Raw genomic sequence first — 22,947 nt, 5'->3', positions numbered from 1 at the left:
CGCGCCGTCAGCGCCGCCGCACCAGCACCACGTGGTCGATCAGCTCGCCGGTCTGCCCGTCCGGGCCGGTGGCGGTGCGGCGTGCCGCGCCCAGCCGCTCGACGTCCCAGCCGTCCGGGTCGAGGGCCACGGCGGCCAGGATCTCCTCCGGTTCGGCGAACCGGTGGTGGCCGGTGTCGGGCCCGGCCCAGGGCGGCGGCGCGCCGTGCTCGACGACGAGCAGCCGCCCGCCGGGCGCGACCGCCTCGGCCGCCGGGGGCAGCACCTTCTCCCGGGGCAGGACCAGCGGCGACTGGAAGAACTGCGCGGACACCAGGTCGTACCGGCCGGGCGGGAAGCCCTGGGTGAGGTCGTGCCGCACGGTGGTGATCCGCTCCGCCACTCCGGCCCGTTCGGCCTCCACGGCGAGCCGGTCCAGCGCGACCGACGAGATGTCCACGGCGGTGACCCGCCAGCCCCGCGACGCCAGCCACACCGCGTCGCCGCCCTCACCACTGCCCAGGTCGAGCACGGTGCCCGGCGGCAGCGCGCCGGCCACCTCGGCCAGGATCGGGTTCACCCGGCCGCTCCAGATCCGGTCCCGCTGGCCGTACCGCTCGTCCCAGAACCGGGCCGCGTCGGTGTCCGCCGGGTGCTCGTGGTCATGGTGCCCCGTCATGTCCGCCTCCTCGCCGCCGGGCGCATCCCGACTGGCCTCCGCGATCGTGCACCCGGATCGAACGAACAGCAATTAACCTTGCCGTTCCGGCAAAGGCGCACCGCCGGCGGGCGCAGCCGGGTCGGCACTCAACGTCCCGGCCGACGGCCGGTTCGCCGAGACCGCCGGCAGTGTCGTCACGCCCGACCGGCCGGTCCTGGTGCTGGCCCCGCAGGACCGGGAGGAGGAGATCGTCGTCCGCCTGGCCCGGATCGGCTTCGACCGGGTGATCGGCTACCTGCGCGACCGCCGGATCGCGCCGTCAGGATTAGCACTCCCCGCGCATGGGCAGACATTTGTCATCGGACACGCGAACGAGGGAGCTGACGGCATGGCGAAGGGCGACATCGACACCTACCAGCAGGACGGACAGTGGAAGAACCGCCCGGAGGGCAACGAGCGCGCGACCAGCCGGCACGACACCAAGGCGGAGGCCGAGGCGGCGGGCCGGGAGATGGCCGTCGAACGCGGCGCCGAGCACGTGATCAAGAAGCAGGACGGCACGATCGGCGAGAAGAACACGTACCCCCGCGAGCGCGACCCCCGGGACATCCCGGGCTGAGCCGCACCCCAACACCGCACGGCGCAAGACGGCGCCGGACCCGCTCGGGTCCGGCGCCGTTGGCGCATACCCGCCGGTAGTGAGCGGTTGGCTAAAAACTTTTGTTCGGTTCCCACAACGGTCCCCGCTCAGGCTTCGGCGGTTACGACATGGCGCGGCCCGCGCACAGGCGGAAGGGTGAGGCAAGCCGGAGGCATCGCCGCCGCCCGGCGCGCCACTGTGGGTCTACCGAAGGGGACGGTCACGTGTTCACCCGTGTCGCCATCGTCAACCGTGGTGAGGCCGCGATGCGGCTCATCCACGCGATCCGGGAACTGGCCGCGGAGACCGGCAGCCGGATCGAGACCGTCGCGCTGTACACCGACGTCGACCGTACCGCCACCTTCGTCCGCGAGGCGGACATCGCCTACGACCTCGGCCCCGCGTCGGCCCGCCCGTACCTCGATCTGAAGGCCCTGGAGCGCGCGCTGGTCGAGACCGGCGCGGACGCCGCGTGGGTGGGCTGGGGTTTCGTGGCCGAGGACCCGGCGTTCGCCGAGCTGTGCGAGAAGATCGGCGTGACGTTCGTCGGGCCGAGCCCGGACGCCATGCGCAAGCTCGGCGACAAGATCGGCGCGAAGCTGATCGCCGAGGAGGTCGGCGTGCCGGTCGCGCCGTGGAGCCGCGGCGCGGTGGAGAGCCTGGAGGACGCGCTGCGCGCGGCCGCCTCGATCGGCTACCCGCTGATGCTCAAGGCGACAGCCGGTGGTGGCGGGCGCGGCATCCGGGTGATCCGCAGCGACGCCGAGCTGGCCGACGCCTACGAGCGCACCAGCCAGGAGGCGGCGCGGGCATTCGGCAGCGGCGTGGTGTTCCTGGAGCGCCTGGTCACCGGCGCCCGGCACGTCGAGGTCCAGGTGATCGCCGACGGCCAGGGCACCGCGTGGGCGCTCGGCGTACGGGACTGCTCCGTGCAGCGGCGCAACCAGAAGGTGATCGAGGAGTCCGCGTCGCCGGTGCTGAGCCCGGAGCAGACCGCGGAGCTGAAGGAGTCCGCGGAGCGGCTGGCGATCGCCGTCGGCTATCGCGGCGCGGCCACTGTGGAGTTCCTCTACCACCCGGGCGACCGGCTGTTCGCGTTCCTGGAGGTGAACACGCGCCTTCAGGTCGAGCACCCGATCACCGAGTCGACCACCGGGTTCGACCTGGTCAAGGCGCAGTTGCACGTGGCCGGCGGCGGGCGGCTCACCGGTGAGCCGCCGGTCGAGCGCGGGCACGCGATCGAGGCGCGGCTCAACGCCGAGGACCCGGACCGCGACTTCGCGCCCTCCCCCGGCCGGATCACCCGGCTGGACCTGCCCGCCGGGCCGGGCATCCGGGTCGACACCGGGGTCAGCGAGGGCGACGTCATCCCGGCCGACTTCGACTCCATGATCGCGAAGATCATCGCGTACGGGCGGGACCGCGACGAGGCGCTGGGCCGCCTGCGCCGGGCCATGGCGAACACCACTGTGGTCATCGCCGGCGGCGCGACGAACAAGAGCTTCGTGCTCGACCTGCTCGACCAGCCCGAGGTGATCGACGCCAGCGCGGACACCGGCTGGATCGACCGGGTACGCGGCGAGGGCCGCCTGGTCACGCACCGGCACTCCGCCGTCGCGCTGGCCGCCGCCGCGATCGAGGCGTACGAGGAGGACGAGACCGCCGAACGGCAGCGGCTACTGTCCACGGCGGCCGGTGGTCGCCCCCAGGTGCAGCACCGCAGCGGCCGGCCGCTGGACCTGAAGCTGCGCGGAGTGACCTACCGGATGCGGGTGGCCCGGGTCGGCGCGCACCGGTTCCGGGTCGGCGTCGAGGTCGGCGACGACGTGCGCACCGCCGACGTCGAGCTGGACCGCTTCGACCGGCACACCGGCCAGATCGCCGTCAACGGCGCCCGGTTCCGCCTGCTCACCGACACCCACGGCCCCGTCCACCTGGTCGAGGTGGACGGCGTGACGCACCGGATCAGCCGCGACGAGGGCGGCGTGCTGCGCTCCCCCATGCCGGCGCTCGTGGTCGCCACCCCGCTCGCGGTCGGCGCGGAGGTCGAGGCCGGGGCGCCGGTGCTGGTGCTGGAGGCGATGAAGATGGAGACGGTGCTGCGGGCGCCGTTCCGCGCCCGCCTCAAGGAGTCGTCGGTGGCGGTGGGCACCCAGGTGGAGGCCGGGGCGCCACTGCTGCGCCTGGAGCCGGTCGCGGAGTCCGACGCCGAGGCCGCCGCCGGCCCGGCCGGGCCGACAGTGGAGCTGGACCTGCCCGTGGCGCCCGCGGACGTGCCGGCGCGGTCCCGGGCCGGACGCGGCCTGGAGGACCTGTGCGCGCTGCTGCTCGGCTACGACGTGGACCCGCACGACGAGCGCCGGGTGCTCGACGACTACCTGGACGCGCGGCGCGCGGCCACCGAGGCCGGGCACCGGCCGCTGGCCGAGGAACTGGACCTGGTCGACATCTTCGCCGACCTGGCCGAGCTGAGCCGCAACCGGCCCGGCGACGACGCACCGGGCGGGCACGCGCCCAGCGCCCGCGAGTACTTCCACACCTACCTGCAGAGCCTCGACGTCGAGCGGGCCGGTTCCCCGGAGTCGTTCCGGGCCCGCCTGGCCAAGGCGCTCGCCCACTACGGCGTCACCGAGCTGGACCGCTCCCCCGAGCTGGAGGCCGCGGTCTTCCGGATCTTCCTGGCCCAGCAGCGGGCCGCCGCTGACGCCACGGTGATCGCCGCGCTGCTGCGCTCCTGGCTGCGCGAGCCGCCGCCGGACGAGGCGCTGCGCGAGCCGGCCGGGCTGGCGCTGGAACGCCTCATCGCGGCCACCCAGGTCCGCTTCCCGGTGGTCGCCGACCTGGCCCGGGGCGTGGTGTTCGCCTGGTTCGCCCAGCCGCTGCTGCGCCGCAACCGGGCCCGCGTCTACGCCCGGGTCCGCTCGCACCTGCGGCACCTCGACGCGCAGCCGGACGCGCCGGACCGCGCCGAGCGGATCGCCGAGATGGTGCGCAGCACCGAGCCGCTGGTCCGGCTGCTCGGCCAGCGTCTGGTCCGCAACCACCCGGACAACGGGACCATGCTGGAGGTGCTCACCCGCCGGTACTACGGCAACAAGGCGCTCATCGAGGTCGGCACCCGCACCGCCGAGGGCTGCACGTTCGTGGTGGCCGGGCGGACCGGGTCGGACGTGATCTCGGCCGCCGTACGCTTCGACGCGCTCGGCGACGCGCTGCGCGGGCTGGCCGAGGTGGCCCGGGACTGCGAGGCCGTCGACGCGGACGTCTACCTGGCCTGGGAGAACCAGCCCGAGGACCTGGGCGCCACCGCCGCCGCGCTGCTGGAGGTGGTGAACGCGCACCCGCTGCCGCAGCAGGTACGCCGGCTCACCACCACAGTCGCCGGGCGGGCCGGCGCGGTGATGCACCACCACGTCACGTTCCGTCCGGCCGAGGGCGGCGGGATGGCCGAGGAGCGGCTGATCCGCGGCCTGCACCCGTACATCGCGCAGCGGATGCAGCTGGAGCGGCTGCGCGAGTTCGACCTGACCCGGCTGCCGTCGCTGGACGAGGAGGTCTACCTGTTCCAGGCGGTCGCCCGGCAGAATCCGTCCGACCAGCGGCTGGTGGCGTTCGCGCAGGTGCGTGACCTGACCGAGCTGCGGGAACAGGACGGCCGCCTGGTGGCGCTGCCGACCACCGAGGACGCGGTGGCGGCCTGCATCGACTCGATCCGCCGGGCGCGGTCGCGGCGGCCGTCGAAGTCGCGGTTCCCGACCAACCGGATCGTCATCTACGTGTGGCCGCCCAGCGAGCTGACCCGCGAGGAGATGGAACTGATCGCCGCGCGGGTACGCCCGACCACTGTGGGCGCCGAACTGGAGGAGATCCTGTTCATCGCCCGGCAGCGCGACCGCCGTACCGGGGAGCTCACCAAGGTCGGCGTGCGGATCACCTTCGACGTGACCGGGCACGCGCAACTGACAGTGGGCGAGCCGCCGGCCGAGCCGGTCGAGCCGCTGGACGAGTACCGGCTGAAGGTGCTGCGCGCGGCCGGGCGCAACACCGTCTACCCGTACGAGCTGACCGGCCTTCTGGGCGACTTCGTCGAGCACGACCTGGACGCGGAGAACGAACTGGTGCCGGTGGACCGGCCGAAGGGCCGCAACACCGCGGCGATCGTGGCCGGCGTGGTCACCACGCCCACGCCGCGGCATCCGCAGGGGGTGACCCGGGTGGTGCTGCTCGGCGACCCGACCAAGTCGCTCGGCGCGCTGTCCGAGCCGGAGTGCCGGCGGGTGATCGCCGCGCTGGACCTGGCGCAGCGGATGGGCGTGCCGCTGGAGTGGTACGCGCTGTCCGCCGGCGCCCGGATCTCGATGACCTCCGGCACGGAGAACATGGACTGGGTGGCCGCGGCGCTCAAGCGCATCGTCGAGTTCACCCAGGACGGCGGTGAGATCAACATCGTGGTGGCGGGCATCAACGTCGGCGCCCAGCCGTACTGGAACGCCGAGGCGACGATGCTCATGCACACCAAGGGCGTGCTGGTCATGACGCCCGACTCGGCGATGGTGCTCACCGGCAAGCAGTCGCTCGACTTCTCCGGCGGTGTCTCCGCCGAGGACAACTTCGGCATCGGCGGCTACGACCGGGTGATGGGCCCGAACGGGCAGGCGCAGTACTGGGCGCCGGACCTGCCGGCCGCGCGGGACGTGCTGATGGCGCACTACGACCACACGTACGTCGCGCCGGGCGAGGCCGCCCCGCGCCGGGCGGTCACGATGGACCCGGTGGACCGGGACATCTGCGGCTACCCGCACGCGGTGGCCGGCAGCGACTTCGCCACCGTCGGTGAGATCTTCTCCGCCACGGCGAACCCGGACCGCAAGAAGCCGTTCGACATCCGTTCCGTGATGCGGGCCCTCGCCGACCAGGACCACCCGGTGCTGGAGCGGTGGGCCGGCATGGCGGACGCGGAGACGGCGGTGGTGCAGGACGTGCACCTCGGCGGCATCCCGGTGTGCCTGCTCGGCATCGAGTCCCGCTCGGTGCCCCGGCGCGGCTTCCCGCCCACCGACGGCCCGGACACCTACACGGCGGGCACGCTCTTCCCGCGCTCGTCGAAGAAGGCCGCGCGGGCGATCAACGCGGCCAGCGGCAACCGGCCGCTGGTCGTGCTCGCCAACCTCTCCGGCTTCGACGGCTCACCCGAGTCGATGCGCAAGCTGCAACTGGAGTACGGCGCGGAGATCGGCCGGGCGATCGTCAACTTCCGCGGCCCGATCGTGTTCTGCGTGATCTCGCGCTACCACGGCGGCGCGTTCGTGGTCTTCTCCAAGGCGCTCAACCCGGACATGACCGTCCTGGCGATCGAGGGGTCGTTCGCCTCGGTGCTGGGCGGCGCGCCGGCTGCCGCCGTGGTGTTCGCCGGTGAGGTCGCCGCCCGCACCGCGGCCGACGTGCGGGTACGCGACCTGGAGGCCCGGGTCGCCGCCGCGGCCGGCACCGAGCGGGCGACCCTCACCGCCGAGCTGGACGAGCTGCGCGCGTCGGTGCGGGCGGAGAAGCTGGGCGAGGTGGCCGCCGAGTTCGACCGGGTGCACAGCATCCAGCGGGCCGTCGAGGTCGGGTCGGTCGACGCGGTCATCCGCGCGGCCGAGCTGCGTCCCCGCGTCATCGAGGCGATCGAGGCACGGCTGCGCTGACCCGTCGCGCCGCGGGACGGCGGGCGGACCCGAGGGTCCGCCCGCCGTTTCACGTGAGGCGATGCGCGACAGGTCACGCAATCCGGTAACGGGAACCGTGTTCGTCAGCTCGCCGCGCGCGGGTCAGGCGGCGCAGCGGTCGCAGGTGCCGAAGATCTCCAGGGTGTGCCCGACGTCGGTGAAGCCGTGCCGCGCGGCGACCTGGTCGGCCCACCGCTCCACGGCCGGGCCGGCCACCTCCACGGCCCGGCCGCAGCGGCGGCAGACCAGATGGTGGTGATGGCGGCTCTGGCTGCACCGCCGGTAGAGATGCTCGCCGCCGGGCAGCCGGGCCGAGTCGATCTCGCCGTTGTCGACGAGCATCTGCAGCGTCCGGTAGACGGTGGTGAGGCCGACCTTCGCCTGCCGCTGGACGAGCATCTGGTGCAGTTGCTGCGCGCTGTGGAAGCCGTCCAACTCCCGCAGTAGCGCCAGCACCTCGGCACGCTGACGGGTGTTGCGGGTCGCCCCGGTCGTCGCCTGGGTCACCGTCGCCTCCCTCGTCCGGGCGCCCGCCCGGCACCCTCGGCCGGCCGCGGCCGCACCCGGCGCGCCACGTGACACCCGGAACCATTATGCCTTCCGGGCGCACCGCCGAACCCGCTCGGCGACGGTCCACCGGGCCGGGGTGTGACGTGCCCGACGGCCCCGGCCGGAACTATCCGTGGCGCCGCGCCGACAAACGGTACGAACACCGGATCTTCGAGGGGAGGACGTCATGTCCAGCACCACCCGCCGCCGGTTCCAGCGCCCGGCGGCACTGATCGGCGCCGCCGTGCTCGCCGCCTCGATCACCGCCTGCGGGTCCTCGGACACGACGTCCGCCACCTCACCGGCCACCTCGGCGCCGGCCCCGGCGTCGGCGAGCGCCGCGGCGGGCGTGCTCACGGTCCGCGACCCGTGGGTGAAGGCCGCCGACAAGGGCATGACGGCAGCGTTCGCCACGATCGTCAACGACGGCGACACCGACGTCACGATCACCGGCGTGAGCACCGACGTGTCCCGGGCCGAGATCCACGAGATGGCCATGGCCGACGGGAAGATGACGATGCGGCAGAAGCAGGGCGGCGTCGTGGTCGCCGCCCGCTCCCAGGTCGCCCTGGAGCCCGGCGGCGACCACCTCATGCTGATGGACCTCACCCGGCCGGTGCGCGCCGGCGACCAGCTCGACGTCACGCTCACCTTCGCCGACGGCCGGACCCAGACGTTCACCGCCGTGGCGAAGCCGTTCACCGGCGCCCAGGAGAGCTACGCGCCCGGGCACGGCGCGAGCCCGGCGTCATGACCGGCACCGGCGCACCCGCCCGCCGGGTGAGCCGGCGTGGCCTGCTCACCGGCGGCGCGGCGGCCGCCGGGGGCACGCTGGCCGGCGCCGGCGCCCTCGCCGCCGTCCGCTCCCGCACTCCCGGGGTACGCCCCGGCGACGCCGTCCCGGTGGCCCGGGTCGGCGACACGGTCGAGCCGTTCCACGGTGCCCGGCAGTCCGGGGTCACCACCGATCCGCAGGCGCACGCGGCGTTCGTCGCGTTCACGCTGCGTCCCGGCACCGACCGGGCGGCGCTCGGCCGGATGCTGCGGCTGCTCTCCGACGACGCCGCCCGCCTGACCCAGGGCCGCCCGGCGCTGGCCGACACCGAGCCGGAGCTGAGCGTGCTGCCGGCCCGGCTGACGGTCACGTTCGGCTTCGGCCCCGGGCTGTACACCGCCGCCGGGCTCGACGACCGGCGGCCCGCCTCGGTGACCGAGCTGCCCGCGTTCGGCATCGACCGGCTGCAACCCCGCTGGTCCGGCGGGGACCTGCTGCTGCAGATCTGCGCCGACGACCCGCTCACCGTCGCCCACGCGCAGCGGGTCCTGGTCAAGGACAGCCGGCCGTTCGCCGTCGTCCGCTGGGTGCAGCAGGGCTTCCGGCGGGCGGCCGGGGCCGAGCCGGGGCGTACCCAGCGCAACCTGTTCGGGCAGCTCGACGGCACCGCCAACCCGAAGCCGGGCACACCCGCCGACAGCGCGGTGTGGGTGGGCGACGGGCCGGACTGGCTGCGGGACTCGACCACGCTGGTGGTGCGGCGGATCAGCATGAACCTGGAGACCTGGGACCTGTTGGGCCGCGCCGACCGGGAACTGGCCGTCGGGCGCCGTCTCGACACCGGCGCGCCGCTGACCGGCCGGGCCGAACACGACGAGCCGGACTTCGCCGCGCTCGGCCCGGACGGGCTCACGGTGATACCCGACTTCTCACACCTGACCCGCGCCCGCGTCACCGACGACCGGCAGAAGATCCTGCGCCGGCCCTACAACTACGACGGCGTGCCGACCCCCGAGGGGAACGCGGACAGCGGGCTCGTCTTCGCCGCGTACCAGGCCGACATCGCCCGGCAGTTCCTGCCCATCCAACGCCGGCTCGCCGAGCGCGACCTGCTCAACGAGTGGACCACCCCGATCGGCTCCGCCGTGTTCGCCGTACCGCCCGGCTGCCCCGAGGGCGGCTGGATCGGCCGGCAGCTGCTCGGCTGACCACCACAGGAAAGGCCCGTCATGCGTACCCGATCCGTCACCGCGCTGCTCGCCGCGGCCCTCACCGCGCTGCTGCTGGTCCCGGCCACACCCGCGGCGGCGCACAACTCGCTGCAGGAGGCCACCCCCGCGCGCGACGCCCGGCTCACCAGCGCGCCGACGCAGGTCACGCTGCGGTTCATGCAGCGCCTGAACCCGGCCTTCACCACCATCACGCTCAGCGACGCCGGGCAGCGCGCGGTGCCCACCGGCGCGCCGACTGTGGACGGCGTCACCGGCAGGGCCACGATCGACGAGCCGCTGGGCAACGGCACCTACACCGTCGCCTACCGGGTGGTCTCCCGCGACGGCCACCCGGTCCAGGGCTCGTACCGCTTCACGGTGGCAGACCCGGCCGCGCCCGAGACGTCGGCGCCCGCGTCGCCGTCGGCTCCCCCGTCGAGCGGCGCGGACGCCACGGCGGGCACCCCGGCGTCGGGCGGCCCGTCGGACGCGGGCCGGCCCGACGCCGCCGCTCCGCGTGCCGACGACGACGGCCCGCCGGCGGCGCTGCTCGCCGGCGGGGCGGTCGCCGGACTGGTCGTGATCGCCGGGATCGTGCTGCTCGTCGCGCGCCGGGGACGCGCTCGCTGACGCCGGTACGGCGGGCCGGACACGGGCGAGCGGGCAGGGCATGGGCGAGTGGACCTGGCCAGGACGAGCGGACCGGGCACGGGCGAGCGGCCGGGCCGCCGGTGGGAGGGCGACCGCCTCAGCGGGCGGGCGGCGGGCCGACGCTGCGGCGCCGCACCAGCGTCGGCGCGATCGTCTGCCGCAGCGGCCCGGCGCTCTGCGACTCGATCTGGGCCAGGAGCAGGTCAAGGCTCGCCGCGGCCACCGCGACGAAGTCCGGCCGCACCGTGGTCAGCGGCGGGATGAAGTACGCCGCCTCGGGCACGTCGTCGAACCCGACCACGCTGAGGTCGTCGGGGACGCGGCGGCCGTGTTCGTGCAGCGCCCGCAACACGCCCAGCGCCAGGTGGTCGTTGGCGGTGAAGACGGCGGTGACCTCCGGCATCCGGGCCAGCATCTGCCCGCACCGGTAGCCCGCCGCCGCCGACCAGTCCGCCGGGACCAGCGGCGGGATCTCGGCGCCGGCCTGCCGCAACGCCTCGCGCCAGCCCTCGATCCGGCCGGCGCTGTCGAACCAGTCCGACGGGCCGGACACGTGCCACACCGTGCGGTGCCCGGCGGCCAGCAGGTGCTCGGTGGCGGCCCGGGCGCCGGCGACCTGGTCGACGGTCACCAGCGGGATCGGGCTTCGCGGGTCGCCGTCGACGGTCACCAGCGGCACGTCCTGGGGCAGCCGTTCCAGCGCCTCACCGGCGGACTCGACCGGCGCGATCACCACGATGCCGGCGACCCGGTGCGCCAGGTGCCGTTCCACGGCCGCCGAGATGGAGCGGTGGTCGAGGTCGCGGACGCTGCCGATGCTCACCGCGAAACCGGCCTCGGCGGCGGTCTGCTCCAACGCGGCGAGCAGCGACGCCGGACCGTAGAGCGTGGTGTTCTGCGCGACCACGCCGATCACCTGGGATCGGCCGGTCACCAGCGCGCGGGCCGCGCGGTTGGGCCGGTAGCCGAGTTCGGTGATGGCGGCCTGCACCCGCAGGCGGGTCTGCTCACGCACGTTGGGGTGACCGTTGAGAACCCGGGAGACCGTCTGGTGTGAGACCCCGGCGAGGCGGGCCACGTCCGTCATCGCAGGACCGCGCACGGCCACCTCACTTTCGCCACTGCCCGCGGCCATACCCGGTCGATCTCGACCGGACCGGCCCGGGTGGCGACAGTCTACGCCAGCGGTCCCATCGGTATCGGCACCGCCGATCGACCGTTCCCACAGTGGCGCGGCGATATCGCGGAATCGATCGACGGCTCATTCCCTCCCGTCACGCAGCGGCACGAACAGGCAGTTCAGAGGCGGTGTATTCGGGCCCGGGGTGCGGCTTTTCCGGCGATTGCCGCAGCCGCACCCCGGGCTTTCGAAGATGTGTCAACGGTCGTGAATGGTGACCGTTGTCACGGTGTCGTCAGCGAGAACTGCCGCACCGTCACCGCGCCGCCCAGCGATTGGGTGGCGTAGTTGAAGAAGCCGAACCGGTAGCCCATGAAGAACTGCCACGCGTTGTTGAGCGTCAGCGCGTTGCCCAGCGATACGAAGTTCACCCCGTCGGTGCTGTAGGAGAACCGCGCCTGCCGACCCGAGCCGGGCCGGATGTCGGCGTTCGCCCGCAACCAGATCCGCCCGCCGGACACGGCAGCGCTGGCGATCTCCGTCCCGGTGCTCGTGGTGTTCCAGTTCGAGCCCATGGTCAGGCCGTTCGTCATCACCACCCGGGTCGCGCCGTTGTCCCGCCGTACGCCGATCCAGGCCGAGCTGTCCCGCAGCATCGCCAGGCCGGCCCGGTCACCGTCGCGCATGGTCGAGTAGTCCAGCTCGATCGTGCCGGTCGAGGTCGGACCCTGGATGCGGTGGGTGAGGGTGTTGCGGGCCCGGTACAGGTCGTTCGTGACACTCGCGGTCTGCAGGCGCAGGCCGTCGTTCACCGACCACCTGCTGTTGTCCGGGTTGTGGTTCCACTCGTACTGCGGGCCGAGCGTGGTGCCGGAGAACGTGTCGGTGCCGGTGAGCGGCTTGACCGGGCGGGTCGGCAGCGGGTTGGGGTAGCTCGCGCCCCAGGCGCCGTTGACGGTCTGCACCTGCGGCCAGCCGTCGGCGGTCCAGGTGATCGGCGCCAGCGTCGGCATCCGCCCGCCCGGGTACGCGTCGGTGAACGCCATGTAGTACCAGGCGCCGGTCTGGGTCTGCACCAGCCCTCCCTGGTGCGGCACGCCGCCGCCGGAGATCGGGCCGGGCAGGTTCAGCAGCACCTGCCGCTGCTCGTACGGGCCGAACGGGCCGTTCGTGGACTTCAGCACGTACTGCCCGTTGGCCGGGCGGGTGAGCCAGATGTAGTACGCGCCGTTGCGCTTGTAGAAGCGCGCGCCCTCCAGCGTGCCGATGCTCGACGGCGTCTGGTAGACCTGCTGGGCCCGGACCTGGCTGCGCCCGTCGGCGGAGAGCTGGGCCACGCTGATCGTGCCGTTGCCGTACGCGACGTACATGGTGTCGTTGTCGTCGATCAGCATGCCGGCGTCGTAGTAGCAGTTGGGGATGGTGGTCAGCCGGCTCCACGCGCCGTCCACGGCGGCGGCGGTGTAGATGTGGGTCTGCGCGAAGTCGATGCACCCGGCCCAGTAGAACGTGCGGTTGCTCGGCCGGTAGTTCAGCGTCGACGCCCAGATGCCGTCCACGTACGCCTGCTCGCTGCCGCTCAGGTCGTACTTGGTGCCGAACTCCAGCCGCGGCACCGAGTGCCCGGCGAACTCCCAGTTCACCAGGTCCCAGGAGCGCAGCACGGGCGCGCCCGGCGAGTAGTGCATGGTCGAGGCGGACATGTAGTAGACGTCGCCGACCCGGATGATGTCGACGTCGGCGAAGTCCTGCCAGACGGCCGGGTTGGTGAAGTTGCCGCTCGGCGTGCCCGGGTCACCCGGGTTGTCGCCGACCCGCACCAGCTGCCACTGCTGGTTCGTGCCGTTCCAGTCGTCGTACTGGACGATGTTGCCGCCGTCGGCGGTGGAGGCGTTCTGCACCTCCATCGCCTTGTTCGAGTTCCGGTTGATCAGCCGGACGTACCCGCCGTCGGAGTCGGCCAGCCGGAACTGCTGGTTGGTGCCGCCGTGGTCGGTCCACTGGACCACCGCGGCGCCGTTCGCGGTGGACGCGCCGGTCACGTCGAGCACCTTGCCCGAGTGCCGGGAGCGCAGCCGGTAGTAGCCGCCGCCGGAGTCCACGAACTGCCACTGCTGCCAGGCGCCGTCGTTGCGCGTCCACTGGGTGATCCGCGCGCCGTCGTTCGTCGCCTGGTTGTACAGGTCCAGCGCCTTGCCGCTGTTGCGGTTCACCAGCACGTAGTACGCGCCGGTGTCCACTGTGGCGGCCGATACCGGCGCGGGCACCGCGCCCACCACCACACCTCCGACCAGCAGCGCCACCACCCCGGCCAGCAGCCGGGCCGGGCGTCCACGTCCACGGGACAGTCGAGCCGTCACCACGATCCTCCTTCGTCGACCGGAGCCCGGGCACGGCGGCACGCGCCGATGACGGCAGCGTTATCGCTAACAGCGATGCCCACCCAGGCGGAGTCGGATCCCTGGCAACTGCGGCGCAGATCGCGCCCGGAACGGCCCGCGAGCGGTGCCGGTGACCCTATCCATCGACTGTGAGCGATAACATGCCGTTCGTCAAGCCGTAACAGGGACCCGCCGCGCGGGGGGTCGGCGGGCGGCCCGAGAGGGCTCAGAAGCCCCGGGCGAGGCGGTAGTACGCCTGATTCCAGCGCAGCTCGTCGGCGAAGCGGTGCGGGCGCGTCTCGGCGTCGATGACCACCAGCTCGGTCCGGGCCATGGCGGCCAGGTCGCGCAACTCCTCCACGCCGACGGCCTGGGACAGCACGGTGTGGTGCGGCGCCCCCGCGGTGATCCACGCCTCCGCCGAGCCGGCCAGGTCGGGCTGCGGGCGCCAGACCGCGCGCGCCACCGGCAGCCGGCGCAGCGGCTGCGGCGGCGGCACCACGTCCACCGCGTTGGCGACCAGCCGGAACCGCTCCCCCATGTCCGCCATGCCCAGCACGACGGCCGGGCCGGACGCCGCGTCGAAGACCAGGCGTACCGGGTCCTCCCGCCCGCCGATGCTCAGCGGGTGCACCTCCGCGCTCGGCACGTCGGCGGCGATGCTCGGGCACACCTCCAGCATGTGCGCGCCGAGGATCAGCTCCTGGCCGAACGTCAGGTCGTAGGTGTAGTCCTCCATGAACGACGTGCCGCCCGGCACGCCGACCGCCATCGCCTTGAGCGTGTGCACGAGCACCGAGGTCTTCCAGTCCCCCTCGCCCCCGAAGCCGTAGCCGTCGGCCATCAGGCGCTGCACCGCGATCCCGGGGAGCTGGCGCAGGCCGCCGAGATCCTCGAAGTTCGTGGTGAACGCCCGGAAGCCACCGGCGCCGAGGAACGCGCGCAGGCCCAGCTCCTGCCGCGCCGCGTACCGGAGCGAGTCGTGCCGGTCACCGCCGGGTCGCAGCTCGGCGGCGACCCGGTAGGTGTCGTCGTACTCCTTGACCAGGTCGTCGACCTGCGCGTCGGGCACCTGGTCGACGGCGGCGACCAGGTCGTTGACGCCGTACGTGTTGACCGAGACGCCGAAGCGCAGCTCCGCCTCGACCTTGTCCCCCTCGGTGACCGCGACGTCGCGCATGTTGTCGCCGAACCGGGCCAGCCGCAGCGTCCGCACCGCCGACCAGCCGATGGCGGCCCGCGCCCAGGACGCCACCCGGCCGATCACGCGCGGGTCGGTGACGTGACCGGCGACGGTCTTGCGGGCCACCCCGAGTCGGGTCTGGATGAACCCGAACTCCCGGTCGCCGTGCGCGGCCTGGTTGAGGTTCATGAAGTCCATGTCGATGTCGTCCCACGGCAGCGCCACGTTGGCCTGCGTGTGCAGGTGCAGCAACGGCGTGCGCAGCGCGTCCAGCCCGGAGATCCACATCTTGGCCGGGGAGAACGTGTGCATCCAGGCGATCACCCCGACCACGCCCTGCGCGGCCGCGTCCCGGCACGCCGCCAGGATGTCCGCGCTGGAGGTGAGGACCGGCTTCCAGACCACGCGTACGGGGATGTCCGGCGACTCGTCCAGGCGCGCGGCGATCTGCCGGGACTGCTCGGCGACCTGCCGCAGGGTGTCCTCGCCGTAGAGGCCCTGGCTGCCGGTCAGGAACCAGACCTCGGGCTGGGGATGAGTTGCCATGTTGTTGCCTTCCGCGCTAGGAACCGTCACTTGAACCGGATGCCGATGAGGCGCTGGAGGAGGATGAACGCGAAGAGCAGACCGCCGATCACGATCTTGGTCCACCAGGAGTTGAGGCTGCCGTCGAACGTGATCAGGGTCTGGATCACGCCCAGCACCAGCACGCCGAGCACGGTGCCGAAGACGTACCCGGAACCGCCGGTGAGCACGGTGCCGCCGATCACGACCGCGGCGATCACGTCCAGCTCCATCCCGACCGCGATCAGCGGCGCCCCGGAGAGCGTGTAGAACGACAGCAGGATGCCGCCGATGGCCGAGCAGAGTCCGCTGATCGTGTAGACGGCGATCCGGGTCCGCGCCACCGGCAGGCCCATCAGCAGCGCCGACTGCGCGTTGCCGCCGACCGCGTACACGTTGCGGCCGAACCGGGTGTACGCCAGCACGTACGCCGCGATCAGCACCACCGCGAACGCGATCAGCACGCTTATCGACACGAAGTTGCCGGCCGGGTCGCCGATGCGCTGCTGCGACATCGAGGTCCAGAAGCCGTCGGTGATGGAGATGGAGGCGTCGCTGATGAACGTGCACATGCCCCGGGCGAAGAACATCCCGGCGAGTGTCACGATGAACGGCTGGATCTCGAAGAAGTGGATCGCGCAGCCCATCAGGAAACCGAGCATCGGGCCGATCAGCAGCGCGATCACCAGCACCAGTGCCGCAGGCAGGCCGTCGCGCAGCAGCGCGGCCGACACCATCGCGGTCATCGCCACCACCGAGCCGACGGACAGGTCGATGCCGCCGGTGAGGATCACGAACGTCATGCCCACCGCGACGACGAGCAGGAAGCCGTTGTCGATGAAGACGTTGAAGACGACCTGGACGTTGGAGAAGGCGCGGTACTGGGACACGCCGATGCCGTACATGACCAGCAGCAGCGCGAGCGTGGCCAGCACCGGCACGTGCCGCCGGGGCAGGCTGGGCCGCCAGGACCGGCCGGAGGTCAACGACGTGCTGCTCATGCCGGCACCTGCTCCTTCTCCCGCTGCGGCGCCGCCGGGCCGGGTTCCGTCCCGCGCCGGCGGCGACGGAACCGGGCGCGGAACGCCGGGGCCTGCACGAGGCAGACGGCGATGACGACGACCGCCTTGAACAGCAGTGACGTCTGCGGCGAGATGTTCATGGCGTACACCGTGGTGGTCAGGGTCTGGATGATCAGCGCGCCGAGGACGGTGCCGCCGAGGGAGAACCGGCCGCCGGCCAGCGACGTGCCGCCGATGACGACCGCCAGGATCGCGTCGAGCTCGATCCACAGGCCGGCCGCGTTGCCGTCGGCGCTGGAGACGTTCGCGGTGACCATGAAACCGGCGAGCGCGGCGCAGACCGCGCTGATCACGTAGACGAGGAAGACGATGCGCCGCGACCGGATGCCGGCGAGCCGGCTGGCCTCGGCGTTGCCGCCGACCGACTCGACGATCAGCCCGAGCGCGGTACGGCGGGTGAACGCGGCCACGAGCAGCGCGGCGGCGAGCGCGATCAGGATGGCCAGCGGCAGCGTCAGGAAGTGCCCGAGCCCGATCGCCCGGTACGGACCGGAGTTGATCGTGATGATCTGCCCCTCGGTGACAAGCTGGGCGATGCCCCGCCCGGCCACCATGAGGATCAGCGTGGCGATGATCGGCTGGATGCCGATGACCGCCACCAGCACGCCGTTCCACGCGCCGAGCACGAGCGCGGCGCCGAAGGCCAGGGCGAGCGCGGTGGCCACCGTGGCCGGGCTGCTCTGGTCGGCCGCCCCGCTGATGTGCAGGCAGGCGATCGCGCCGCTGATCGCGCAGAGCGAGCCGACCGACAGGTCGATGCCGCCGGTGGCGATGACCAGCGTCATCCCGAGCGCGACCAGGATCAGCGGCGCGCTCAGCCGGAGGATGTCGATCGGCGTGCCGTACAGGTGGCCGTTCTTGACCTCGACGGCGAGGAAGCCGGGACGGTAGACGGTGTTCGCGGCGATCATGACCACGAGCACCAGCGCCGGCCAGAAAAGGCGGTGGCCGGTCAGCGGTCGGAGGCGGTCGGCGACTGCGGTCATCGGGTCACCTCTTCCCGGGGCGTTCCACTGGCGATGGTGCGCATGACGCGGTCGGCGTCGAGCGTGTCGTCGTTGTCGAGCTGGGCGACCATCTCGCGGTCGCGCATGACCGCGACCCGGTGGCTCAGGCGCAGCACCTCCTCCAGCTCGGCGGAGATGAACAGCACCGCCATGCCGCCGTCGGAGAGCTGCACGACCAGCTTCTGGATCTCGGCCTTGGCGCCGACGTCGATGCCGCGGGTCGGCTCGTCCAGGATCAGCAGGCGCGGTTCGGTGATCAGCCAGCGGGCCAGCAGCACCTTCTGCTGGTTGCCGCCGGAGAGGTTGCGCACCGGCAGTTCCGGGTTGGCCGGACGGATGCTGAGCGCCTCCATGTACCTACGGACCAGCTCGTCCTGCCTGCGGCGCGGGATCGGGCGCAGCCAGCCGCGCGCCGCCTGCATCGCCAGCATCATGTTCTCCCGGACCGACAGCTCCGGGACGATGCCCTCGGCCCGGCGGTTCTCCGAGCAGAACCCGACGCCCTGGGCGATGGCCTGGATCGGGTTGCGCACCGGCGTGCCGTCGAGCCGGACCTGGCCGTGGTCGGCCCGGTCCGCGCCGAAGATCAGCCGAGCCACCTCGGTCCGGCCGGAGCCGAGCAGGCCGGCCAGGCCGACCACCTCACCGGCGTGGATGCGCAGGCTGAACGGGGCGACCGCGCCGCGCCGGCCCAGGTCGGCGGCGTCCACCAGCGGCGCCTCGCCGCCCGCGTCGACTGTGGCGCGCTTCTGCTGCTCGTCCAGCCGCTCCAGCACGTCCAGCTCCTGGCCGATCATCTTCTCGACCAGGCTGAACTGCGGCAGCTCCTCGGTGCGGTACTCCCCCACGAGGGTGCCGTTGCGCAGCACGGTGATCCGGTCGGCGATGCCGTAGACCTGGTCGAGGAAGTGGGTGACGAACAGGATGGCGATCCCCTCGTCGCGCAGTTGCCGCATGATGCGGAACAACTGCGCCACCTCGCCCGCGTCCAGGCTGGACGTCGGCTCGTCAAGGATGAGCACCCGCGCCTGCACGTCGATCGCCCGGGCGATGGCGACCATCTGCTGCACCGCCAGCGAGTACGAGCCGAGCGGCGCGCTGACGTCGAGGTCGAGGTCGAGCCGGGTCAGCAGGTCGCGTGCCCGGCGGCGCATCTCGCCCCAGCGCACCGCGCCGAGCCGGCGGGGCTCCCGGCCGATGAAGACGTTCTCTGCCACCGACAGGTTGGTGCAGAGGTTGACCTCCTGGTAGACGGTGCTGACGCCGGCCGCGGCGGCCTGCATCGGGCCGGTGAACGAGACCTGCTCGCCGTGGAGCGTGACGACGCCCGCGTCGGTCCCGTAGACGCCGGTCAGCACCTTGATCAGGGTGGACTTGCCGGCGCCGTTCTCGCCCATCAGGGCGTGGACCTCGCCCGGGAACAGCCGGAAGTCGACGTCGTGCAGTGCGCGGACCCCGGGGAAGGTCTTGCTGATGCCGGTCATGGTCAGGACCGGACGGTTACCCGTCATCCCATCGGACCTCTTCTTCGACGGTGGTGGTACGGGGGCCGCCGTCGGCTGTGACGGCGGCCCCCGGGTGACTCAGTACTTGCGGTTGGGCAGCGCCTCCTTGGCCTGCTCCTGGGTGAACGTGGTCTCCTCGGTCTCGATCCGCGGGGGCACCTCCTCGCCGGCCTTGACCTTCTTGGCGAGGTCCATCAACTGCGGGCCGAGCAGCGGGCTGCACTCGGCGATGAAGTTGAACTTGCCGTCCGCGAGGGCCTGCATGCCGTCCTTCACCGCGTCAACGGTGATGATGGTGATGTCCTTGCCGGGCACCTTGCCCGCCGCGGTGATCGCCTCGAGCGCGCCCAGGCCCATGTCGTCGTTGTGCGCGAAGAGCACGTCGATCTTCGGGTTGGCCTTGAGGAACTGCTCCATCACCTGCTTGCCGCCGGCCCGGGTGAAGTCACCGGACTGGGAGGCGACGATCTTCAGGTTGGGATTGGTGGCGATGGCCTCGGCGAAGCCCTTCTTCCGGTCGTTGGCCGGCGCCGAGCCGGTGGTGCCCTGAAGCTCCACGATGTTGACCGGGCCGGACGCCGCCTTCTTCTGCTCCACCAGCCACTCGCCGGCGAGGCGGCCCTCCTTGACGAAGTCCGAGCCGAGGAACGTCTTGTAGAGCGACTTGTCGGCCGAGTCGACCGCGCGGTCGGTCAGGATCACCGGGATCTTGGCGTCCTTGGCCTCCTTGAGCACGGTGTCCCAGCCGGACTCCACCACCGGCGAGAAGGCGATCACGTCGACCTTCTGCTGGATGAAGTTGCGGATCGCCTTGATCTGGTTCTCCTGCTTCTGCTGGGCGTCGTCGAACTTCAGCTCGATGCCCGCCTCGGCCGCCGCCTCCTTGATGGAGGTGGTGTTGGCGGTACGCCAGCCGCTCTCGGCGCCCACCTGGGAGAAGCCCAGGACGATCTTGTCGTTGCCGTCGCCGGAACCGCCGTCGGTGTCGCTGTTGCCGCACGCGGCCATGCTGGCGGCGAGCAGCACGCCGGCGACGGCCGCGACGACCGTGCGTGCCGTACTCCTGCTTCTCATCGAATCTCCTCCGGGGGTTGGATGTTCCGGGCACGCGGCCGGCGGAAGCCGGAGCGGCCCGGGTGTGGTGGTGGGGGGTGCGCGGCGCTGTCCGGGGTCAGTGCGCCGACGGGCGTTGGCCGTACACGTTCTGGTAGCGGTCGTAGAGCGCGTCGATGTCGGCCGGCGCGATCGGCACCGGCTGCCCGAGCGCGCGGGCCAGGTGGGCGGTACGGGCGACGTCCTCGCACATCACCGCTGCCTTGACCGCCGCCCGGGCGTCGCGGCCGATGGTGAAGACGCCGTGGTTGCGCATGAGCACCGCGGGTGAGCGGTGCCCGGACAGCGTGCTGACGATGCCCTTGCCGATGTCGTCGCCGCCGATCAGCGCGAACGGCCCGATCGGGATCTCCCCGCCGAACTCGTCCGCCTGCGCGGTCAGCCAGCACGGGATCGCCTCGCCGCGGGCCGCCCAGGCGGTGGCGTACCCGCTGTGGGTGTGCACGACGCCGCCGACCTCGGGCATCGCGCGGTAGACGTAGGCGTGGGCGGCGGTGTCGCTGGACGGGGCGCCGTCGCCGTCGACCACCGTGCCGCCCAGGTCGCAGACCACCATGGCCTCGGCGGTCAGGTCGTCGTAGTCGACCCCGCTGGGCTTGATGACCATCAGGTCCTGACCGGGCACCCGGGCCGACACGTTGCCGGCGGTCCAGGCCACCAGGTCGTAGCGGGTCAGTTCGCGGTGCAGGCGGGCCACCGTCTCGCGCAACGCGTCGACCTGGCTGTTCATCCGACCACCTCCAGGGTCGCAGGGGCGCGGTCCGCGGCGGCGTCCACCGCCGCGTTGCGGATCGCCCGCAGGCGGAGCATGACGTCGTTCGCGCCGCGACCGAAGTGGTCGTGCAGCGCGCGGTACTCGGCGTACAGGGCGTCGTACGCCCGCACGTTCTCCGGTACGGGCCGGTAGACGGCCTCGTCGATGCGCCCCATAGCGGCGGACGCCTCGTGGATCGTCGAGTACGCCCCGGCGGCCACCGCCGCGTGGATGGCCGAGCCGAGCGCCGGGCCCTGGGCGGAGCCGATGATGCTCAGCGGCCGGTTGGTGACGTCGGCGTAGATCTGCATGAGCAGCCGGTTGGAGGTGAGCCCACCGGCCACCACCAGGTCCTCGACCGGCACGCCGGCCTGCGCGAACGCCTCGACGATCATCCGGGTGCCGTACGCGGTGGCCTCCAGCAGCGCCCGGTAGACGTCCGGCGGCCGGGTGGCGAGCGTCAGCCCGACGACCATCCCGCTGAGGTCGTGGTTGACCAGCAGGGACCGGTTGCCGTTCCACCAGTCCAGCGCCACCAGGCCGTGCGCGCCGACCGGCTGGGCGGCGGCGGCCTCGGTGAGCCGCTCGTGCGAGTCGAATCCGGCCGGGGCGGCGTGGCGTACGAACCAGCCGAAGATGTCCCCCACGCCGCTCTGCCCGGCCTCGAAGCCCCAGGCGCCGGGGCTGATGCCGCCGTCGACCACGCCGCACATGCCCGGCACCTCGGCCGGGTGGGTGCCGTTGAGCACGTGACAGGTGGAGGTGCCCATGATGGCTACCAGCCGGCCCGGGCGCAGCGCCTGGGCGGCGGCGGCGGTGACGTGCGCGTCGACGTTGCCGGCCGCGACCGCGATGCCCTCGGGCAGCCCGGTCCAGGCGGCGGCGCGGGCGTTGAGCGTGCCGGCCCGCGCGCCCAGCGGCAGCAGCGGACCGTCCAGCTTGGTCACGAAGTCGGTGAAGCCGGGATCGAGGGCGGCCAGGTAGTCCGGTGACGGGTACCGGCCGTCCTGCCGGATGCCCTTGTAGCCGGCGGTGCAGACGTTGCGCGTCTCGGCCCCGCAGAGCTGCCACACGATCCAGTCGGCGGCCTCGATGAAGCGCTCGGCCCGCCGGTAGACCTCCGGGTCCTCCTCCAGGATCTGCAGGCCCTTGGCGAACTGCCACTCCGCGGAGATCTTGCCGCCGTAGCGGCCGAGCCACGGCTCGCCGCGTTCGGCCGCCAGCGCGTTGATCCGGTCGGCGTGCGGCTGCGCGGCGTGGTGCTTCCAGAGCTTCACCCAGGCGTGCGGCCGCTCGCGCAGCTCCGGGACCTCGCACAGCGGCGTACCGTCGGCGAGGGTGGGAAGCACCGTGCAGGCGGTGAAGTCGGTGCCGATGCCCACCACCCGGGACGGGTCGACGCCGGCTTCGGCGAGCGCGGCCGGCACCGCGTGGCGCAGCACGTCGCGGTAGTCGTCCGGGTCCTGCAGGGCCCAGTCCGGGGGCAGCGGCGGGCCGCCGTCGGGCAGCGCGGTCTCGATGACCCCGCGCCGGTACTCGTGCACCGCCGTACCGAGTTCGGCGCCGTCACGGACCCGGACCACGAGCGCCCGCCCGGACAGCGTGCCGAAATCGACCCCGATCACATACCGGTCGGACGCGTCCACTTCGCTCATTTGCCCCTCCGCCGTGTCACGGGGATAGTGTTAGCGCTCACATATACATCCGTCAAGACACCTCCGGGCAACAGGTGCGTAACGAGGATCGGCCCTTCCGGACACGTCCCGAACCGGGCGCGCGGACCGGCGCGGCCGCCGCCCGCAGAGATCCACGCGGACGCGCCGCCAGCACGGTCCCCGACCCCGGACAGCGGCCATGTTAGCGACAACAATCGATGCCCTCAGAGATCGCTGAGCGGGCGCGGGCAGCGCCGTGGGCCGGAGTGCCCGGAGGGGGCCGTTCGGGCCCTCACAGTGCCACTCAGCGGCACTTTTTCTGGCCACGCCACCTGCCCGAGCGGCAGTCGCCACCGCCGCCGCAGGGCGCTCCGCTATTTACAGGGATGGATGTCAGCGATAACATTCT

The 22,947-nt window shown here is 72.6% G+C and carries 16 protein-coding genes; 5 read left to right on the top strand and 11 right to left on the bottom strand.

Annotated features, from left to right (window positions below):
• Window positions 1–7: 7 nt before the first annotated feature.
• Window positions 8–658 carry a class I SAM-dependent methyltransferase gene (locus tag ACFYO8_RS01600; RefSeq protein WP_387256629.1) on the bottom strand — a complete coding sequence of 217 codons (651 nt, stop codon included), beginning with the start codon at window positions 656–658 and terminating at the stop codon, window positions 8–10.
• Window positions 659–857: 199 nt separating this feature from the next.
• Here ACFYO8_RS01600 and ACFYO8_RS01595 point away from each other — a divergent pair, with 199 nt between their 5' ends.
• Window positions 858–1,259, top strand: coding sequence for a DUF2188 domain-containing protein (locus ACFYO8_RS01595; RefSeq protein ID WP_387256628.1), 402 nt, complete (start codon window positions 858–860; stop codon window positions 1,257–1,259).
• A gap of 245 nt (window positions 1,260–1,504) precedes the next feature.
• A complete protein-coding gene (locus ACFYO8_RS01590; RefSeq protein ID WP_387256627.1) occupies window positions 1,505–6,967 on the top strand; it encodes a carboxyl transferase domain-containing protein in 5,463 nt (1,820 codons plus the stop codon).
• 123 nt (window positions 6,968–7,090) lie between these two features.
• Here ACFYO8_RS01590 and ACFYO8_RS01585 read toward each other — a convergent pair whose 3' ends face one another.
• Complete coding sequence (locus tag ACFYO8_RS01585) at window positions 7,091–7,495, bottom strand: transcriptional repressor (protein ID WP_354864003.1); 405 nt, start codon at window positions 7,493–7,495, stop codon at window positions 7,091–7,093.
• 229 nt (window positions 7,496–7,724) lie between these two features.
• Here ACFYO8_RS01585 and ACFYO8_RS01580 point away from each other — a divergent pair, with 229 nt between their 5' ends.
• The 3 genes from ACFYO8_RS01580 to ACFYO8_RS01570 are packed head-to-tail and all read left to right on the top strand — an operon-like array spanning window position 7,725 to window position 10,153.
• Window positions 7,725–8,291 carry a copper chaperone PCu(A)C gene (locus ACFYO8_RS01580; RefSeq protein ID WP_354864005.1) on the top strand — a complete coding sequence of 189 codons (567 nt, stop codon included), beginning with the start codon at window positions 7,725–7,727 and terminating at the stop codon, window positions 8,289–8,291.
• Entirely contained in the window at window positions 8,288–9,520 is a 1,233-nt protein-coding gene (locus ACFYO8_RS01575) for a Dyp-type peroxidase (protein ID WP_354864007.1), read from the top strand. Before ACFYO8_RS01580 ends, ACFYO8_RS01575 begins: the two co-directional genes overlap by 4 nt.
• A gap of 21 nt (window positions 9,521–9,541) precedes the next feature.
• The gene (locus ACFYO8_RS01570; protein WP_357710970.1) at window positions 9,542–10,153 is read left to right on the top strand and encodes a copper resistance protein CopC; all 612 of its coding nucleotides are present in this window, start codon (window positions 9,542–9,544) and stop codon (window positions 10,151–10,153) included.
• A 118-nt stretch (window positions 10,154–10,271) separates the two neighbouring features.
• Here ACFYO8_RS01570 and ACFYO8_RS01565 read toward each other — a convergent pair whose 3' ends face one another.
• From ACFYO8_RS01565 to araB, 9 genes are all read right to left on the bottom strand, one after another.
• A complete protein-coding gene (locus ACFYO8_RS01565; protein ID WP_354864011.1) occupies window positions 10,272–11,261 on the bottom strand; it encodes a LacI family DNA-binding transcriptional regulator in 990 nt (329 codons plus the stop codon).
• Window positions 11,262–11,578: 317 nt separating this feature from the next.
• Window positions 11,579–13,654: an RICIN domain-containing protein gene (locus ACFYO8_RS01560; RefSeq protein ID WP_357710967.1), complete on the bottom strand. Its 2,076-nt coding sequence runs from the start codon at window positions 13,652–13,654 to the stop codon at window positions 11,579–11,581.
• Window positions 13,655–13,901: 247 nt separating this feature from the next.
• The gene (gene araA, locus ACFYO8_RS01555; protein WP_357710964.1) at window positions 13,902–15,404 is read right to left on the bottom strand and encodes an L-arabinose isomerase; all 1,503 of its coding nucleotides are present in this window, start codon (window positions 15,402–15,404) and stop codon (window positions 13,902–13,904) included.
• Between the two features lie 26 nt (window positions 15,405–15,430).
• On the bottom strand, window positions 15,431–16,423 hold the full coding sequence (yjfF, locus tag ACFYO8_RS01550) for a galactofuranose ABC transporter, permease protein YjfF (RefSeq protein WP_354864017.1): 993 nt from the start codon (window positions 16,421–16,423) through the stop codon (window positions 15,431–15,433).
• Entirely contained in the window at window positions 16,420–17,490 is a 1,071-nt protein-coding gene (locus tag ACFYO8_RS01545; RefSeq protein ID WP_354864019.1) for an ABC transporter permease, read from the bottom strand. The genes yjfF and ACFYO8_RS01545 overlap by 4 nt, the downstream gene beginning before the upstream one ends.
• Window positions 17,487–19,022: a sugar ABC transporter ATP-binding protein gene (locus tag ACFYO8_RS01540; protein ID WP_354864021.1), complete on the bottom strand. Its 1,536-nt coding sequence runs from the start codon at window positions 19,020–19,022 to the stop codon at window positions 17,487–17,489. Before ACFYO8_RS01540 ends, ACFYO8_RS01545 begins: the two co-directional genes overlap by 4 nt.
• 72 nt (window positions 19,023–19,094) lie before the next feature.
• On the bottom strand, window positions 19,095–20,090 hold the full coding sequence (locus ACFYO8_RS01535) for an ABC transporter substrate-binding protein (RefSeq protein WP_354864023.1): 996 nt from the start codon (window positions 20,088–20,090) through the stop codon (window positions 19,095–19,097).
• A gap of 97 nt (window positions 20,091–20,187) precedes the next feature.
• Window positions 20,188–20,859: an L-ribulose-5-phosphate 4-epimerase gene (locus ACFYO8_RS01530; protein ID WP_354864025.1), complete on the bottom strand. Its 672-nt coding sequence runs from the start codon at window positions 20,857–20,859 to the stop codon at window positions 20,188–20,190.
• Complete coding sequence (gene araB, locus ACFYO8_RS01525) at window positions 20,856–22,538, bottom strand: ribulokinase (protein ID WP_354864027.1); 1,683 nt, start codon at window positions 22,536–22,538, stop codon at window positions 20,856–20,858. Before araB ends, ACFYO8_RS01530 begins: the two co-directional genes overlap by 4 nt.
• Window positions 22,539–22,947: the final 409 nt, after the last annotated feature.

This window comes from Micromonospora sp. NPDC005257 (genome assembly GCF_042872445.1).
GTDB lineage: Bacteria > Actinomycetota > Actinomycetes > Mycobacteriales > Micromonosporaceae > Micromonospora.
The sequence above is the reverse complement of the archived record's forward strand: the minus strand, read 5'-3'. Positions and strand labels throughout refer to the sequence as shown.

Excerpts from the sequence above, each read along its gene's own strand:
- ACFYO8_RS01600 (WP_387256629.1), bottom strand. The coding sequence starts at position 658 with ATGACGGGGCACCATGACCACGAGCACCCGGCGGACACCGACGCGGCC.
- ACFYO8_RS01580 (WP_354864005.1), top strand. The coding sequence starts at position 7,725 with ATGTCCAGCACCACCCGCCGCCGGTTCCAGCGCCCGGCGGCACTGATC.
- ACFYO8_RS01575 (WP_354864007.1), top strand. The coding sequence starts at position 8,288 with ATGACCGGCACCGGCGCACCCGCCCGCCGGGTGAGCCGGCGTGGCCTG.
- ACFYO8_RS01570 (WP_357710970.1), top strand. The coding sequence starts at position 9,542 with ATGCGTACCCGATCCGTCACCGCGCTGCTCGCCGCGGCCCTCACCGCG.
- ACFYO8_RS01565 (WP_354864011.1), bottom strand. The coding sequence starts at position 11,261 with ATGACGGACGTGGCCCGCCTCGCCGGGGTCTCACACCAGACGGTCTCC.
- araA (WP_357710964.1), bottom strand. The coding sequence starts at position 15,404 with ATGGCAACTCATCCCCAGCCCGAGGTCTGGTTCCTGACCGGCAGCCAG.
- yjfF (WP_354864017.1), bottom strand. The coding sequence starts at position 16,423 with ATGAGCAGCACGTCGTTGACCTCCGGCCGGTCCTGGCGGCCCAGCCTG.
- ACFYO8_RS01545 (WP_354864019.1), bottom strand. The coding sequence starts at position 17,490 with ATGACCGCAGTCGCCGACCGCCTCCGACCGCTGACCGGCCACCGCCTT.
- ACFYO8_RS01540 (WP_354864021.1), bottom strand. The coding sequence starts at position 19,022 with ATGACGGGTAACCGTCCGGTCCTGACCATGACCGGCATCAGCAAGACC.
- ACFYO8_RS01535 (WP_354864023.1), bottom strand. The coding sequence starts at position 20,090 with ATGAGAAGCAGGAGTACGGCACGCACGGTCGTCGCGGCCGTCGCCGGC.
- ACFYO8_RS01530 (WP_354864025.1), bottom strand. The coding sequence starts at position 20,859 with ATGAACAGCCAGGTCGACGCGTTGCGCGAGACGGTGGCCCGCCTGCAC.
- araB (WP_354864027.1), bottom strand. The coding sequence starts at position 22,538 with ATGAGCGAAGTGGACGCGTCCGACCGGTATGTGATCGGGGTCGATTTC.